Source organism: Streptomyces sp. YIM 130001 (genome assembly GCF_003574445.1).
In the GTDB taxonomy this organism is placed as follows: Bacteria; Actinomycetota; Actinomycetes; order Streptomycetales; family Streptomycetaceae; genus Streptomyces.
Map to the genome: position 1 here is coordinate 406740 of NZ_KZ984551.1, position 15347 is coordinate 422086.

General features: G+C 71.5%; 13 protein-coding genes. 7 read left to right on the plus strand and 6 right to left on the minus strand.

Going from position 1 to position 15347, the window contains the following annotated elements:
• Nucleotide 1: 1 nt before the first annotated feature.
• Nucleotides 2-562: a tripartite tricarboxylate transporter TctB family protein gene (locus DSC45_RS09660; RefSeq protein WP_119289070.1), complete on the minus strand. Its 561-nt coding sequence runs from the start codon at nucleotides 560-562 to the stop codon at nucleotides 2-4.
• Nucleotides 559-1542 (minus strand): Bug family tripartite tricarboxylate transporter substrate binding protein, encoded by a 984-nt coding sequence (locus tag DSC45_RS09665; protein ID WP_162929177.1) that lies wholly within the window; start codon nucleotides 1540-1542, stop codon nucleotides 559-561. The genes DSC45_RS09660 and DSC45_RS09665 overlap by 4 nt, the downstream gene beginning before the upstream one ends.
• A 337-nt stretch (nucleotides 1543-1879) precedes the next feature.
• Here DSC45_RS09665 and DSC45_RS09670 point away from each other — a divergent pair, with 337 nt between their 5' ends.
• On the plus strand, nucleotides 1880-2566 hold the full coding sequence (locus DSC45_RS09670) for a response regulator (RefSeq protein WP_205571288.1): 687 nt from the start codon (nucleotides 1880-1882) through the stop codon (nucleotides 2564-2566).
• A 276-nt stretch (nucleotides 2567-2842) separates the two neighbouring features.
• Complete coding sequence (locus DSC45_RS09675; protein WP_119289076.1) at nucleotides 2843-3835, plus strand: lytic polysaccharide monooxygenase auxiliary activity family 9 protein; 993 nt, start codon at nucleotides 2843-2845, stop codon at nucleotides 3833-3835.
• Nucleotides 3836-3954: 119 nt separating this feature from the next.
• On the opposite strand, the gene DSC45_RS09680 is transcribed toward DSC45_RS09675, so the two are convergent.
• Nucleotides 3955-4401: a MarR family winged helix-turn-helix transcriptional regulator gene (locus DSC45_RS09680; protein ID WP_119289078.1), complete on the minus strand. Its 447-nt coding sequence runs from the start codon at nucleotides 4399-4401 to the stop codon at nucleotides 3955-3957.
• An 80-nt stretch (nucleotides 4402-4481) separates the two neighbouring features.
• Here DSC45_RS09680 and DSC45_RS09685 point away from each other — a divergent pair, with 80 nt between their 5' ends.
• The 4 genes from DSC45_RS09685 to DSC45_RS09700 all read left to right on the plus strand — a co-directional run bounded on the left by DSC45_RS09685 (nucleotide 4482) and on the right by DSC45_RS09700 (nucleotide 10649).
• The gene (locus tag DSC45_RS09685; protein WP_119289079.1) at nucleotides 4482-4856 is read left to right on the plus strand and encodes a cupin domain-containing protein; all 375 of its coding nucleotides are present in this window, start codon (nucleotides 4482-4484) and stop codon (nucleotides 4854-4856) included.
• 164 nt (nucleotides 4857-5020) lie between these two features.
• Complete coding sequence (locus DSC45_RS09690) at nucleotides 5021-8476, plus strand: DNA polymerase III subunit alpha (RefSeq protein ID WP_119289251.1); 3456 nt, start codon at nucleotides 5021-5023, stop codon at nucleotides 8474-8476.
• On the plus strand, nucleotides 8473-9453 hold the full coding sequence (locus DSC45_RS09695; protein WP_119289081.1) for a DNA polymerase Y family protein: 981 nt from the start codon (nucleotides 8473-8475) through the stop codon (nucleotides 9451-9453). Before DSC45_RS09690 ends, DSC45_RS09695 begins: the two co-directional genes overlap by 4 nt.
• 92 nt (nucleotides 9454-9545) lie before the next feature.
• Nucleotides 9546-10649 carry an ABC-2 transporter permease gene (locus tag DSC45_RS09700; protein ID WP_119289083.1) on the plus strand — a complete coding sequence of 368 codons (1104 nt, stop codon included), beginning with the start codon at nucleotides 9546-9548 and terminating at the stop codon, nucleotides 10647-10649.
• A gap of 125 nt (nucleotides 10650-10774) precedes the next feature.
• Here the strand turns inward: DSC45_RS09700 and DSC45_RS09705 are convergent, their stop codons facing one another.
• The 3 genes from DSC45_RS09705 to DSC45_RS09715 form a co-directional block, all read right to left on the minus strand.
• Nucleotides 10775-11857, minus strand: a complete 1083-nt coding sequence (locus DSC45_RS09705; protein ID WP_119289085.1) for a S1 family peptidase — start codon at nucleotides 11855-11857, stop codon at nucleotides 10775-10777.
• 396 nt (nucleotides 11858-12253) lie between these two features.
• Nucleotides 12254-13153 (minus strand): S1 family peptidase, encoded by a 900-nt coding sequence (locus DSC45_RS09710; protein ID WP_119289087.1) that lies wholly within the window; start codon nucleotides 13151-13153, stop codon nucleotides 12254-12256.
• Nucleotides 13154-13389: 236 nt separating this feature from the next.
• A complete protein-coding gene (locus DSC45_RS09715; protein WP_205571289.1) occupies nucleotides 13390-14592 on the minus strand; it encodes a DUF5685 family protein in 1203 nt (400 codons plus the stop codon).
• 289 nt (nucleotides 14593-14881) lie between these two features.
• Between DSC45_RS09715 and sepF the strand changes: the two genes are divergently transcribed.
• Nucleotides 14882-15343: a cell division protein SepF gene (sepF, locus tag DSC45_RS09720; protein ID WP_119289091.1), complete on the plus strand. Its 462-nt coding sequence runs from the start codon at nucleotides 14882-14884 to the stop codon at nucleotides 15341-15343.
• Nucleotides 15344-15347 lie beyond the last annotated feature (4 nt).

Here is a 15347-nt window from a genome sequence, read left to right on the forward strand (position 1 = left end):
GTCAGAGCACTCCCATCAGTGGACCGCCGGGCAGAGGGACACCGAGCAGGTTGTTGAAGAGTCCGTAGGTGGCGACCGAGAGCACGGCGGCGATCAGCGGATCCCGGTCGATGCGCCGGCTGCCGAGCGCGAAGGCCGCGCCCCAGAAGAGGACGGCGCCGGCGATGGGGAAGCCGAGCGGTTCGATGAGGACGGCGGTGGCGAGGAACACCCCGGCCAGGAGCAGCACGGTGCGCCAGTCCGCGGGCTCGGTGAGGTCGACCTCCTCGCCGCCCTCGGCCTCTCCGCGGCCGCCGCGCAGCACGTCGACGGCGAGCAGGGCGGCGATGAGGAGCAGTCCGATGCCGACGGCGATCGGGACGGTGCGCGGGCCGACGGGGCCGCGCTGGGAGATGTCGATGTCCATCGTGAGGGCGTCGGTGAGAACGAGCACGCCGAGGGCCAACAACAGGACGCTGACGCCGAGTTCGGAGTGCTCGCGCAGCCAGGCCCGGCGGCCGCTGAGCTCCTGGGCAGACCCCTGGGTGGGTTCCTCGTCGGGTGGCGTGTCGGTGGAGGTCACAGACCCAGCTCCTTCAGTACGGACACCACGCGGCGGTCCTGCGCGGCCAGGAACTCGCCGAACTTGTCGCCGGTGAGGAAGGCGTCGTCCCAGCGGTTCTTGGTCATCGACTCCTTCCACTCGGGCGAGGCGTGCAGCTTCCTGACCAGGCCGGTGAGCTTGTCGCGTTGCGCCTCGGAGAGGCCCGGGGGCGCGACGATGCCGCGCCAGTTGGTGAAGTCGACGTCGTAGCCCGCCTCTTGGAGGGTCGGTGCGTCCAGGCCCTTGACGCGGTTGGGCCCGGTGACGGCGAGCAGCCTCAGTTCGCCGGACTTGATCTGGTCGAGGTACTCGCCTACTCCGGAGACGCCGAAGGCGACCTTGTTGCCGAGGATCGAGGCGAGCAGTTCGCCGCCGCCGTCGTAGGGGATGTAGTTGACGTCCTTGGGTTTGATGCCGGAGGCGCGCGCCGTCAGCATCGTGGCCATGTGGTCGGGACCGCCCGGGGACGAGCCGCCGCCCGCGGGGAGCTTGCCCGGATTCTTCTTCCAGGCGTCGGCGAGCTGCTCGATGTCCTTGTACGGAGAGTCCTTGGCGACGACCACGACGTCCGGTTCCTCGGTGAGGCGGGCGATCGGGGTGGTGTCGGCGAGGGTCTGGGGCGAGTGGTTCGAGCGGGCGGCGCCGACCACGCCGAGGCCCATGGACATCGCGAGCTTGCCGTTGCCGTGTTCGCCGACGAGCCGGCTGAGGCCGACGGTGCCACCGGCTCCCGGCAGGTTGAACACCTCGATGTTGTGGGTGAGTCCGGCGTCCTCGGCATCCTTGGCGGCGGTGCGGGCCGTGATGTCGTAACCACCGCCCGGGGAGTTGGGGACCATCAGGCGCAGGCCGGGAATCTGGGTTCCGGTGTCGGAGCCGCTGCCGCTGCTGATCAGCGGGGGCCCGGCGAGCACGAGTACGGCGGCCCCGAGGAGGGCCGAGGGGGTGCGCAGGCGCACGTGTGCCACCACCTGTGGGTCGGAGGGGTTGGGTGTGAACGCGGTCCGGGGACGGGGAGTTGGGCAATATCCTTGCGGGTACGGGGAGTTGAGCAGGTTTCGTGGGAGTACGGGTGCGGGCCGGACAGGGGGTGGTCCGGCCCGCGGAGCCGCCGGGACGGCTTGTGAGGTGGCCCACATGTTGCCTGCGCGTAAACAAGCTGTCCCGCTTCCGCAAGCAACGAACGTTGTGGTCGTTGTGGTCGCATCCGGGAGGCACGGTGGGAGTCCCGTAGGGGCCGCCCCCGTATCCGCCGGACACTCCCGGGACCATGCGCACACCCTCTAGCCTGGCGCGGTGACAAAGGTGCTGGTGGTGGACGACGACTTCATGGTGGCGAAGCTGCACGGCCGCTGCGTCTCCGCGCTGGACGGGTTCTCGGTCGTCGGTGTGGCGCACACCGGCGCCGATGCGCTGCGCGCGGCCGATCGGCTGCGTCCCGATCTGCTCCTGCTCGACGTGTATCTGCCCGATATGGACGGGATCAGCGTGCTGCGCGAGCTGCGCGCGGCGGAAGAGCGCGATCCGTCCCGTACGGGCGTCGACGCGCTCCTCATCACCGCGGCCCGGGATGCGGCGGTGATCCGTTCGGCGCTGCGGGCGGGGGTGCTGCACTATCTGATCAAGCCGTTCAACCCGACAGCCCTGCAGGAGCAGTTGCGGCACGTCGCGGCCCTGCGGACCCGGCTCGACGGCCTGGGTGAGGCGCGGCAGAAGGACGTCGACCAGATCTTCGGCACCCGGCCACCGGGCTCACGTGAGCTGCCGAAGGGACTCGCGCCGCCGACGGCCGATCTGGTGGAGGGCGTACTGCGGGAGCACCCGGCGGGACTGTCGGCGAGCGAGTGCGCGGCGCTCGGCGCGCTCTCACGGGTCAGCGCGCGCCGCTATCTGGAGTTCTTCGCCGACACCGGCCGCGTCGAGGTCACGCTCAGGTACGGAGGCACGGGGCGGCCCGAGCGCCGCTACCGCTGGGTGGGGTGACGGGGTGCCGGTCGCCCATCCCCCGCCGGCGACACGCTCCGGACATTCCAGGCTCCCTCTTAATCATCACTGAGCCGGTCCTTAACGGGGCCCTAAGGATCGCCCCGTACCCGCTTCAGCGGCCGAATCGGCCCTTCGCGGGGGCTAGTTTGCTGATCACCGGAAGGGCTTCGGCACCCGTCGGCGCGACCCCGAGCCAGGGGTACGACGGCCGCGGTACGCACCCTTCCGGCACCCTCCCCCCGCACCGTACGAACCGCTCGAAGGAGATCCACCATGACCGTTCGCCGCCGCATAGTCCCGGCCGTCGCCGCCCTCGGCGTCGCCCCGCTCGCGCTGACCGCGCTCGCGACCTCGCCCGCCGCGGCGCACGGCTCGATGACGGACCCGGTGAGCCGGGTGTCGGCCTGCTTCGAGGAGGGCCCGGAGTCCCCCCAGTCCGCGGCCTGCAAGGCGGCCGTCGGCGAGAGCGGCGCCCAGGCGTTCTACGACTGGAACGAGGTCAACATCGGGGACGCCGCAGGCAAGCACCGCGAGATCATCCCGGACGGCAAGCTGTGCAGCGCCGGCCGCGACAAGTACAAGGGCCTCGACCTGCCGCGCGCCGACTGGCCCGCGAGCGACCTGGCGGCGGGCAAGCACACCTTCCGGTACAAGGCGACCGCCCCGCACAAGGGCTCGTTCGAGCTGTACATCACGAAGGACGGTTACGACCCGTCGAAGCCGCTGAAGTGGTCCGACCTGGAGTCGAAGCCGTTCGCCAAGGTGACCGACCCGACCCTGACGAACGGGGACTACGTCTTCGACGGTGACATCCCGAAGAAGTCGGGCCGCCACCTGATCTACAGCATCTGGCAGCGCTCGGACTCGCCCGAGGCGTTCTACACCTGCTCCGACGTGACGTTCGGCAAGGACAGCGGCGCCGCGGCCGACGCCCCGAAGGCCGCCGCACCCAGCGAGGACCAGATCGAGAAGGGCGCGGGCGAGTCGACCGTGGACCACAGCGGGCACGGCGGCGACTCGGCGCACGAGGGCCACGGGACCACCGACGAAGGCGCGGCCGAGGCGGCCGACGGTGCGGGCAACGCGCCGGAGGCGAAGGGCGGCGGCACCGAGCCCGTGGCCGCCCGGGAGGACCTCGCCGAGACCGGCGGCAACAGCACCACCCCGTACATCGCGATGGGCGGAGCGGCGGTCCTCGCCGCGGGTGCGGCCGTGCTGTTCGGTACCGCCCGCCGGCGGGCCGCCGTGAGTCGCCGGCACGGCTGATCCGGCACACAGCACACACAGCACACAGCACCGCAGGGGCGTCCGGCCGATCCAGGCCGGGCGCCCCTGCGGCGCGCAACGGACGGGCCACCCCCGCGAGACGCCCCGCCGAAGCGGTCTCACCACAGGGGGCGGATCGGCCCTCCGTGCGCCAACCCGGCGAGATCCCCGGCCAGTTGACGCAGGCGCTCCTCACCGAGCCGGTCCGCCCAGGGTCGCACCGCCTCGGCGGCCGCCTCCTGCGCCGCCCGGGTGCAGGCCCAGCCGCGTTCGGTGAGGACCACGAGCCGGGCGCGGGCGTCGTCCGGGTGGGAGCGGCGTTCCACGTACCCCTTGCGCACCAGCTCGTCGACGAACTGGCCTGCGGCCTGCTTGGTCACGCCGAGGTGGGCCGCGAGTTCGGTCGCGGTGGCGCCGTCGGGGGCGAGCCGGGTGAAGGCGAATCCGTGGGCGGGCCTGAGGTCGTCGAATCCGCGGCTGACGACGCCGTCGTGGATGCGCTGGGTCAGCTCGCCGGCGGCGGCGAGCAGGGTGGCGGTCAGGGCCATCGCTTCTTGGTGCTGCACGGAGCCATCTTGACACAACGGTCAAGTAACTTGACCATATGGACAAGTAGCTTGACCATAACCCCTATGGAGGTCCTGCCATGTCCGTTATCCGCGCATCCGAAGCCGTGGTCCACGAGATCCACGGCGCCCGCTTCGTGTCGTACGCCAACTCCACCAGCGGGGCACGGGAGTTGTGCGCCTGGCGAGGGGAGATCCCCGCGGGCACCCGGGCACCCGCGCACACCGTCGACCGCGAGGAGATCTTCCACCTGCTCGACGGCACCCTGGAGATGACCCTCGACGGCGGGACCGAGACCGTGTGTGCGGGCGACACGGTCATCGTCCGCGCCGGCACCACCCTGAGAGTCGAGAACCACTCCACCGCCCCGGCCGTCTCCTGGGTCACCACCACCCTCGGCCTCACCGCCCTCCTCGAGGACGGCACCCGGCTCTCCCCGCCCTGGGCCAACTGACCACCGCGCCGCCCGCCGCAGACCCCCGCACGGAACCCGCACATCCTCCACCGCACACCGAATCGCATGTACGTTCGATAGGGTCTATGGTGGAGTGACCAGCTCGAAGTGGCTGGTGGGGCAGCAGGGAAGCGGGGGCGATCAATGGCAAGGCGGTGGTACGGGTGCGGGGATTTACGCATCTGCACACCGCCTCCGGGTTCTCCCTGCGGTACGGCGCCTCGCACCCCGACCGGCTCGCCGAGCGGGCCGCCGAGCGCGGGATGGACGCGATCGCCCTGACCGACCGGGACACCCTCGGCGGCGCCGTCCGCTTCGCCAAGGCGGCGGGCCGCTCCGGCGTCCGGCCGCTGTTCGGCGTGGATCTCGCCGTGGCGGCCCCCGTCCAGGCGGCCGGGCGTACGGAGCGACGGCGCACACCGGCCCGCGGCGGCGCCTTCGTCGACGAGTCGGCACAACGCGCCGTGTTCCTCGCCCGGGACGGCGCGCACGGCTGGGCCGAGCTGTGCCGGCTCGTCAGCGCCGCGCACGCGGACGCGGTGGACGGCCGGCGACCGCTGCTGCCCTGGGACGCGCTCGGCGGCGAAGGCGTCACCGTACTGCTCGGCCCCGACTCGGACGTCGGCCGCGCCCTGATCGCGGGCCGCGCCGACCGCGCCACCCGGCTGCTCGCGCCCTGGCGGGAGCGGTACGGGTCCGGCGCCCTGCGCATCGAGGTCGTCTGCCACGGCCTGAGCGGCACCGCCCCCGGCTCTCTTCGGTCGGCCGCCCGCGCCCTCGGCTTCGCCGCCGACCAGGGAATCCTCCCGGTCCTGAGCAACGCCGTACGGTACGCGGACCCCGGCCAAGGGGCGGTCGCGGACGTCCTGGACTCCGCGCGCCGCCTGGTACCGATCGATCCGCGCGGCGAGCAGGACAGCGGCGAGCGGTGGCTCAAACCGGTCCCCGACATGGCCCGGATCGCCGGACAGGTGGCCGAGGCCGCCGGATACCGCACGAACACCGCACGCCGGCTGCTGCACGTCACCGAGGAGACCGCCGCCGCCTGCCGAGTCGATCCGGAGGACGACCTGGGGCTCGGCCGGGTGCACTTCCCGGAGCCGGGCCTGGTGGGCGCGGACCGGCGCACGCCGGATCGGGTCCTGCGTTCGCAGTGCGCCGCCGGGATGGTGCTGCGCCACCACGACCGGGACCGCCGCCGCTGGGAACGGCTCGAGGACGAGCTGCGCCTGATCGAGCAGCAGGGGTTCGCCTCGTACTTCCTCACCGTCGCCCAGGTCGTCTCCGACATCCGCGGCCTCGGCATCCGGGTCGCCGCCCGCGGCTCCGGCGCGGGCTCCCTGGTCAACCACCTGCTCGGCATCGCCACCGCCGACCCCGTCGAGCACGGCCTGCTGATGGAGCGCTTCCTGTCCGACGAACGCAGGGAGCTGCCCGACATCGACATCGACGTGGAGTCCGCCCGCCGGCTGGAGGCCTACCGGGCGATCATCGGCCGCTTCGGCACGGAGCGGGTGGCCACCGTGTCCATGCCGGAGACCTACCGGGTACGGCACGCCGTGCGCGACGTCGGCCTCGCGCTCGGCATGGAGCCGGCCGAGGTGGACCGCCTCGCGAAGTCCTTCCCGCACATCCGGGCCCGGGACGCCCGCTCCGCCCTGCAGGAGCTGCCGGAGCTGCGCGGCATCGACCCGGACACGTACGACCCGCGGCTGTGGGATCTGGTCGAGGCCCTGGACGCACTCCCCCGCGGCATCGCCATGCACCCCTGCGGCGTACTGCTCTCGGACGCGACCCTGCTGCAGCGCACCCCCGTGGTGCCGACCAGCGGCGAGGGCTTCCCGATGTCCCAGTTCGACAAGGAGGACGTGGAGGACCTCGGTCTGCTGAAGCTGGACGTGCTCGGGGTGCGGATGCAGTCCGCGATGGCGCACGCCGTGGCGGAGATCGGGCGCGCGACGGGGCGGCACATCGACCTCGACGACGCCGCGCAGGTGCCGCCGGACGACCCGAGGACGTTCCAACTCATCAAGTCCTCACGGACGTTGGGATGTTTCCAGACCGAGTCGCCCGGTCAGCGCGATCTCATCGCCCGGCTTCAGCCCGAGACCTTCCACGATCTCGTCGTCGACATCTCGCTGTTCCGGCCCGGGCCGGTCGCGGCGAACATGGTCGATCCGTTCATCAAGGCCCGGCACGGACGGCAGGCACCGCGCTACCCGCACCCGGACCTGGAGGGCGCCCTGCGCGAGACGTGCGGCGTGGTCGTCTTCCACGAGCAGATCATCCGGATCCTGCACGTCATGACCGGCTGCACCCTCGCCTTCGCCGACTACACACGCCGCGCCCTGTCGCGCGCCGACCTGGTCGGACGGGTGCGGGCGTGGTTCGCACAGGAGGCGCGCGGGCGCGGGTACGACGAAGAGGTCGTCGAGCGGACCTGGGAGATCATCGAGGCCTTCGGGGCGTACGGCTTCTGCAAGGCGCACGCCGTCGCCTTCGCCGTGCCGTCGTTCCAGTCGGCGTGGCTGAAGGCCCATCATCCGGCCGCCTTCTACGCGGGACTGCTCACCCACGACCCCGGGATGTACCCGAAGCGGCTGCTGCTCGCGGACGCGCGGCGGGAGGGAGTGCCGATCCTGCCGCTCGATGTGAACGCGTCGGACTCCGCCTATCAAATCGAACTGGTGTCTGAAGAGGGCTCCTTGCCCGGCATCCGGCTCGCCCTGAGCGACGTGCACGGCATGAGCGAGGACGAGGCGCGGCGGATCTCCGAGGGCCGCCCCTACAGCTCGCTGCAGGACTTCCTCTCCCGGGCCCGGCCCACCCGGCCGGTCGCCGAACGCCTCGCCCAGGTAGGCGCGTTGGACACCTTCGGCCGCAACCGCCGCGATCTGCTGCTGCACATCACCGAGCTGCACCACAGCGGACGCCGCGGCGCCCAGGGGCAGTTGACGCTGGGCGAGGCCGACGGCGCACCGAGCACGGTCGCCCCCGCCGAGCTGCCCGACCTGAACGACGCCGAACGGCTCGCCGCCGAACTCGGCGTGCTCGGCATGGACACCTCCCGCCATCTCCTGGGCGACCACCGGGAGTTGCTGAACGAACTCGGTGCCGTACCCGCCCACCGCCTGAAGGATCTGCCGCACGGCCAGGTGGTACTCGTGGCCGGCGCGAAGGGCGCCGTACAGACTCCGCCGGTCCGCTCCGGCAAGCGCGTCATCTTCGCCACGCTCGACGACACCTCGGGACTCGTGGACTGCGCGTTCTTCGAGGACAGCCACGACGCCTGCGCCCACACCGTCTTCCACTCCTGGCTGCTGCTGGTACGCGGGGTGGTGCAGCGCCGCGGCGGCGGGAGCGGCAAGGCGCTCTCGGTGACCGGCTCCGCCGCCTGGGACCTCGCCGAACTGGCCGAACTGCGCGGCACGGGCGGCCTGTCGGCGGTCACCGAACGCCTCACCGCCGGACAGCCGCAGTCCCCTGCCGCCACGAACGGCCGCAGCATCCAACTGGAGACCGGCTACGCCCTGCACCCCTGGGCGGACCTGCAACCGCCCGGCGAATCCGTCAAACAGAGCCGGAAGCTGTGGCACCAGAGCCCGGGGAGCGCGGGATGAAGATTCTGTACGTCCACTTCCACGATCTGCCGGACGAGCAGTTCCATGCACGGCTGCTCACCCTGCTCGCCGAGTACACCCCCTTGGTGCAGGCGCTGCCGCCGGACGCGGCCCTGGCCGACGTCTCCGGCAGCCTGCGCTACTTCGGCACGGACGCCCCGGCCCTCGCGGAACGCATCCGGGCCCGTACGGGAGGCCTGTACGGGATCCGCACGACGGTCGGCGTCGCCGCGAACCCGATGCTGGCCCGGATGGTCGCGGCCGACGGCCCGCCCTCGGCGGTGCGCAGCCTGCCCGACGACATCGACGAGGTCACCGCCTTCCTCGCGGGGAAGCCCACGCCCGCGCTGCACGGAGTGGGTCCCGCGACCGCGCGGGCGCTGTCCTCGTACGGTCTGGACAGCGTCGGCCGGATCTCCGCCGCCCCACTCGGCACCCTGCAGCGGATCCTGGGCGTCACCGCGGGCCGCCGCCTGCACGAAGCGGCCCGCGGCCTCGACCCGACTCCGGTGGTCCCCTCGGCCCCGCCCCGGTCGATGCGGGTCGAGCACGGCTTCGGCCACGACGAGCTGGACCGGAGCCGTCAGCGCGCCGCCCTGCTCACCCTCACCGACCGGCTCGGGCAGCAGCTGCGCGCGGAGTCCCAGGCGGCCCGTGCCCTCACCCTCACCGTCCGCCACGCGGACCGTTCCACCACGACCCGCACCCGTACGCTGCGCGAACCCACCGCCCATACCCCCGCATTGACCTCGCTGGCCTACGAGCTCCACGACCGGCTCGCCCTGCAGCGTGCCCGGGTCCGGGTGCTCGGCCTGCGGGCGGAGGAGCTGATCGCCGACGAGCTGACCTCCCGCCAACTGCTTCTCGATCCGGACGACGAGAGGGCCCGTCGCCTCGAGACCGTCGCCGACCACGCCCGTAACCGGTTCGGCCCCGCGGCGGCACGCCCGGCCGCGACCGCGCCCCATGTGGCGTGAGCCCGGAGAAACGGGCGCGGGCGCCACCGAACCGGCCACCCGTTCGCCCCCTCCCTGCTGCGGCCCCTCACCGAGGGGGCGAACGTGGGGGCATGTCGCAGTCAGCTTCCTCCCCCGGTCCCTCTCCGCGCCCGCCGGGCCTCCTCACCGAGGTGAAGCACGCCGTCACCCCGCGGGCCGCCCTGCTCGTCGCCGGCGTGATCGCGCTGCAACTCCTGTTCATCGCCTCGTACGTGGGTGCCCTGCATCATCCGAAGCCCTCGGACGTCTCGTTCGGCGTCGCGGCTCCCACGGCCCAGGCCGCCGAGCAGACCGTCGCCCGGCTCGAGAAGCTGCCGGGCAAGCCGCTGGACGCCCGCACCGTGGCCGGCGAGGCGCAGGCGCGCAAGCAGATCATGAACCGGGAGATCGACGGCGCCCTGGTCGTCGATCCTCGCTCCGGCACCGACACCCTGCTGGTCGCCTCCGGCGGCGGCAAGGCGCTCTCCACCGCGCTCGAGACACTGACCAGGCAGGTCGAAGGGTCCGAACAACGCACCGCACGGACCGTCGACGTGGCGGCCGCATCGGCCCAGGACTTCAACGGCCTGTCGTCGTTCTACCTGGTGGTCGGCTGGTGCGTGGGCGGCTACCTGTGCGCCTCGATCCTGGCGATCAGCACCGGCGCACGGCCCGCGAACCCGAAGCGCGCGGTGATCCGGCTCGGCGCGATGGCCCTGGTATCCGCGGTCGGCGGGCTCGGCGGCGCGATCATCATCGGGCCGGTGCTCGGCGCACTGCCCGGCAGTGTGGCGGCGCTGTGGGGCCTCGGCACACTGGTCACCTTCGCGGTCGGTGCGGCCACCCTCGCCCTGCAGGGGGTCTTCGGCATCGTCGGGATCGGCCTGGCGATCCTGCTCATCGTGATCGCGGGCAATCCGAGTGCGGGCGGGGCCTTCCCGCTGCCGATGCTGCCGCCGTTCTGGGAGGCGATCGGACCGGCACTGCCGCCGGGCGCGGGTACGTGGGTGGCGCGTTCCATCGCCTACTTCCAGGGCAACGCGGTCACCGGGCCCCTGCTCGTGCTCTCCGCCTGGGCGGTGGTCGGCACCGCCGTGACCCTGCTCGCCGCGGGCCTGCGCAAGGGCGGAGTGAAGAAGTCCGGCGGCGGTGCGGGAGCCGTCGCGGCGGAGGAGTCCGCGGCGCGGCCCTCCTGAACCCCGTCCTGAACCGGCCATCCTGAACCGGCCGTCCTGAACGCGAACGGACGAAGGGTCCGGCCCGCAGAAGCGGACCGGACCCTTCACCGAGTGAGCGGCGGCTCACCCGTGGAACTGCTGGATCAGCCGATCTCCGCACCGAGTACGTCGAGCGCCTCGGGCACCGGCTGGAAGAAGGTCTCGCCGCCGCCGCTGCAGTCACCGCTGCCGCCGGAGGTGAGGCCCAGCGCGGAGTCGCCCGCGAAGAGCGAGCCGCCGCTGTCGCCGGGCTCGGCGCAGACGGTGGTCTGGATCAGACCGTTGACGATGTCACCGTTGCCGTAGTTCACGGTGGCGTCGAGCGCGGTCACCTCGCCGTCGTGGACCTGCGTGGTGGAACCGCTGCGCTGCACCGCCTGTCCGACGGTCGCCTCGGCGGCCTGGGCGATCGGCTGCGTCGAGCCGTCGTAGAGGTTGACCTCGCTCGGCGCCTCGGCTCCGTCGTCGTACTTGACGATGGCGAAGTCGTTGTCCGGGAACTGCGAGTCCTCCATGGTGCCGAGCGGGTTGCCGTCGGCGTCCTCCCAGCTGCTGCCGGCCTCGCCGCAGTGACCCGCGGTGATGAAGGCAGGGGCGCCGTCCTTGACGACGTTGAAGCCGAGCGAGCAGCGGCCGCCACCACTGAGGATCGCGTCACCACCGGCGGCGAACTTCTTGAACTCGCCCTTGGTCTGCTTCAGTTCGGCCTTGCCGCCGAGTCCCTCGACGACCTTGCTGAGCTTCGACCAGTCGGCACCCTTGACCGTACGGTCCGCCGTCACGACGACCTGGTTCGTCGTCGGGTCGGTGGCCCACGAGGTGCCCGGGATGGTCGCCTTCTCGGTGAGCGTCGTACGAGCCGACTTCAGCTCGGCGAGCGAGTGGTCCACGACTCTGGCCTTGGCACCGGTCTGCTCGACGGCCTTCGCCGCGTCGCTGTCCAGGACGTTGACGACCAGGGCCTTCGCCTTGGCGTCGTAGTACGTCCCGGCCTCGGCGCTGCCGAGGTCCTTGCCGAGCGTGTCGGCGAGCTTGCCCGCCGCCGTCGCCGAGAGGGTCTTCAGCTCCGGGGCCGGAGCGTCCTCGCTGGCGTTCGCAGTCTGGAACGTCACTCCCGCTGCCACCAGGGCGGCAACTCCCGCTCCTGCCACTGCTATCCGTCGCTTGGGTATGCGTCGGTGCTTCAAGTCACGTCCTCCTGTGGGGGGTCGGGCCGACCGGGACCGAAGGCCACGGCAGCCCGGAGGCGTACCGACATGGAGACGAATTGCGGGACATGTCAGGGGAATTGCCCGCAGTCGCGTCCATGCCAATTGGGTGGCAGCAACTATTCCCATGCTCACCCGTCGCACACAAGGTCGACTTCAGGACGCGCACGCGACAACCACTGCGCGCCCTCGCGACGTTCACATATCCAGGTCGGCGCACGTCGGTTCCCGTTGCAAACACCCGCTGCTAACACCGATGGGCAATGGGTGAGGACTAGTCCTGTCCGGATTCCTTCGTTCCGAACAGCGATCCGACCGATGCGCGAAGGGCGAGCCCCCGCCCCGGAGTTGGGAAGGAGGCTCGCCCGCGACAGGTCAGTAGACGCTGACGCCGTACGCCCCGAGTGCCTCGGTGACGGGCTGGAAGAAGGTCGTACCGCCGGAACTGCAATTGCCGCTGCCTCCGGAGGTCAGGCCGACGGCCCGGGTCCCGGAGTAGAGCGCACCGCCCGAATCGCCGGGCTCCGCACAGACGTTGGTCCGGATCATGCCGGTGACCACATCACCGCCGCCGTAGTTCACGGTGGCATTGAGCCCGGTGACGCTGCCGCTGTGCGTACCCGTGGTGGAACCCCGCCGGGTGACGGACATGCCGACGGTGGCGTTGACGGCGCTGGTGATGTCCTGACCGCCCACGGTGCCGGGGTGGTCGAGGGAGCCGTTGGAGTAGCGCACCAGACCGTAGTCGTTGCCGGGGAAGCTGGATCCCGCGGTGGGTCCGAGCGTCGTGGTCTTCGCCGAGTTGGTGTACCAGGTGCCCGCGCCGTCGGTGCAGTGCCCGGCGGTGAGGGCGTAGTACGTACTGCCGCTACGGACGTTGAAGCCGAGCGAGCAACGCCAGCTGGACGCGTAGATGGCGTCGCCGCCGGAGATCAGTTTGCTGAACTTCCCTGTCGTGCGCTCGATGTCGAGGGCGCCTGCCTGCGCCCCCGCCTCGCGTCTGATCGTGTCGATGTCGGCCTGGGAGACGGTGCTGTCCACCGTGACCACCAGGCGGTTCGTCTTCGGGTCGACGTGCCAGGCGGTTCCGGCCACATCGGCATCGAGCACCGCGTCGCCGGCCTCGGCCAGTTGGGCGGAGCTGAAGGTGCCGGCGTCGTCGGCGTTCGCCGAAGGTACGGCCAGAGCGGCCGCGGCCACGAGTCCGGTGGCCACGGCGGTCAGCCGGGTCCGTCTCGCGATGCCACTGCGGGGGGTGGTGCGCTTGATCCTCACTTGTCGTTCCTCCCGAGGGGAATCGGGGGCGCGGCTCAATGCCGGGCCCGTGAGGCGCAGCCGGGGAAACCTGCCCGTATTCCCGACAAGTTGTGACCCTGACAAGCGCTGTTCGGGAGTATTGGGCGAGCCGTCGGACCGCACAAGAGCACCTTTCGGCCGTGCGGTCCGAACGAACACCCGCGCGTCGGGGCACAGTTCAGCGCGACGACAGTGCCGTCGTCGCCCCCTGCGGATCAGCAGTCGCAGCAGTCGCAGCAATCGCAGCAGTCGCAGTCACGGCAGCAGCCCTCGCGCCTCTTGCGCGACCAGGGCCCCTCGTACTCCTTGGCGCAGCACAGCTTGCAGGTACAGCAAAGGAGCGTGAACATCCCGCAGCCGGCCCAGAATCCACGCTTCTCGGGCTGCGGAGCGGGCCCCGGAAAGCCTCCCGGCCCACCGGGACCACCAGGTCCGCCGGGCCCATACGGATTGCCCGCGCCTCCCCCGCCGTAGGGATTGCCCCCGCCCTGCCCGCCGTACGGATTCCCGGGTCCACCGTCCGAGTAGGGACGACCGCCGCCCGGAGCCTGGTGGGAGCAGCTGGTGGTGCCGAAGGCGCGGTCGACGGAGCGGTGCAGTTCGTGCGCGAGCAGCTGATGGACGAGCCCGCTGTCGGTGAACTCGGCGTCACGCAGGGCGAGGCGGATACCGTGCAGCGCGTCGTCGGCGAGCCGGCGGGCCTCGACGAGCGGGGTCCCGGTGGCCGTCAGCGGGTTCCAGGCACCGGCGGCGGCATCGGCCTGCCGGTCTTCCACAGCATCGAGGAGATGCGCGAGCCGCCCGAAGAGACGTCCGGCCTCCGCGAGTGGCCCGGCGTTCCCGGGCCGACCCGCGAGCACAGCAGTGTGCGCGAAGGCGGCAGCGGTCGCGGTCTCGGTCGGTTCGGTCACGACCAACAGCGACGTCCCGGGCCCCGCCAGTACCTCGATGCCGGACTGCCGGTCCACGGCGTCGACCAGCACCGCGGTGTCGAACCCGACGGCCGCTCCGGTACGGGCACCCGCCCGGTCCCAGCCACCGGCCACCTTGCGGGCGGCCAGGGCGAGCGGCTTGCGGGCCAGCACGCCGTCCCGGTCCGCGACATGGTCACGGACCTTGGCCGAGGCGAGCACCAGCGAGACGGCGGCCGCGAGCCTGGCCCCCTCACCGCGTGCCACCGACGCGGTCCGCATCCCGCGCAGCGGACAGGGCCCTGCCGTACGCCGCCGGCCGTCGCTGCGCTCCGCCTGAGCCTCCGTCAGAACCGAGACGAGCAACCCGTCGTAATTCGTGACGACCCTGGCGAACTGCCCGTGGTCACCCCGCAGCGCGAGGCAGAGACCGCACAGATGAGCCATCCACTGTGTGGTCAGCCCCTCGCCGAGATGATGGCTGCAGGGCCTGACGATTCCGAACAAGACTGCTCCCCGTGAGACGTTCGCGAGCACACCGCATGCAACGCGGCCCGCATGCTATCGACCACCCCGCACCCCGGGACACGCCGACATCACCCGTACGCCACAACAAATAATATTTCACTCACTGTCAGCAGCCTTGTGCAGCAAGACCCTTGAAGAATCGGGGCACGTTCTGCACCAGTCGCGTCACGAAAACCCCGCGCGGCGACTATCCCCTTGGCGTCGCATCCGCATCATGGACGACCATAGGGGTGCGGACGGCAGGGAACCGCTGTGAGAGGAGGCGTCCATGGGATCGGTGCGCAAGGCGAGTGCCTGGCTTGGCCTCGTCGACGACAACGATGACGAGCGTGCATACGCGGGCTACGACGACGACTACGACGACGACACGGCCGCGAGGTCCGAACCCGGCGAAGCCGCCTGGGTGACCGACCCACGCGTGCGGGTGGCGACAGAGGCGGCCGAGGAGAAGGGGCGCCGCATCGGCACGATCGCCCCGGACGGATTCCGGGACGCCCGCGCCATCGGAGAACTCTTCCGGGACGGGGTCCCGGTCATCATCAACCTGACGGCCATGGATCCCGCCGACGCCAAGCGCGTGGTGGACTTCGCGGCCGGCCTGACCTTCGGCCTGCGCGGCTCCATCGAGCGCGTGGCCAACCGGGTCTTCCTGCTCAGCCCGTCGGACACCCGGATCGTGAACGGCGAAGCCCCGGGGCGCCCGGCGGACGGGTTCTTCAACCAGAGCTGACCGG

What these genes read in the sequence shown, in the direction of transcription:
- DSC45_RS09675 (WP_119289076.1), top strand. Translation starts at nt 2,843, where the DNA reads ATGACCGTTCGCCGCCGCATAGTCCCGGCCGTCGCCGCCCTCGGCGTC.
- DSC45_RS09685 (WP_119289079.1), top strand. Translation starts at nt 4,482, where the DNA reads ATGTCCGTTATCCGCGCATCCGAAGCCGTGGTCCACGAGATCCACGGC.
- DSC45_RS09695 (WP_119289081.1), top strand. Translation starts at nt 8,473, where the DNA reads ATGAAGATTCTGTACGTCCACTTCCACGATCTGCCGGACGAGCAGTTC.
- DSC45_RS09700 (WP_119289083.1), top strand. Translation starts at nt 9,546, where the DNA reads ATGTCGCAGTCAGCTTCCTCCCCCGGTCCCTCTCCGCGCCCGCCGGGC.
- sepF (WP_119289091.1), top strand. Translation starts at nt 14,882, where the DNA reads ATGGGATCGGTGCGCAAGGCGAGTGCCTGGCTTGGCCTCGTCGACGAC.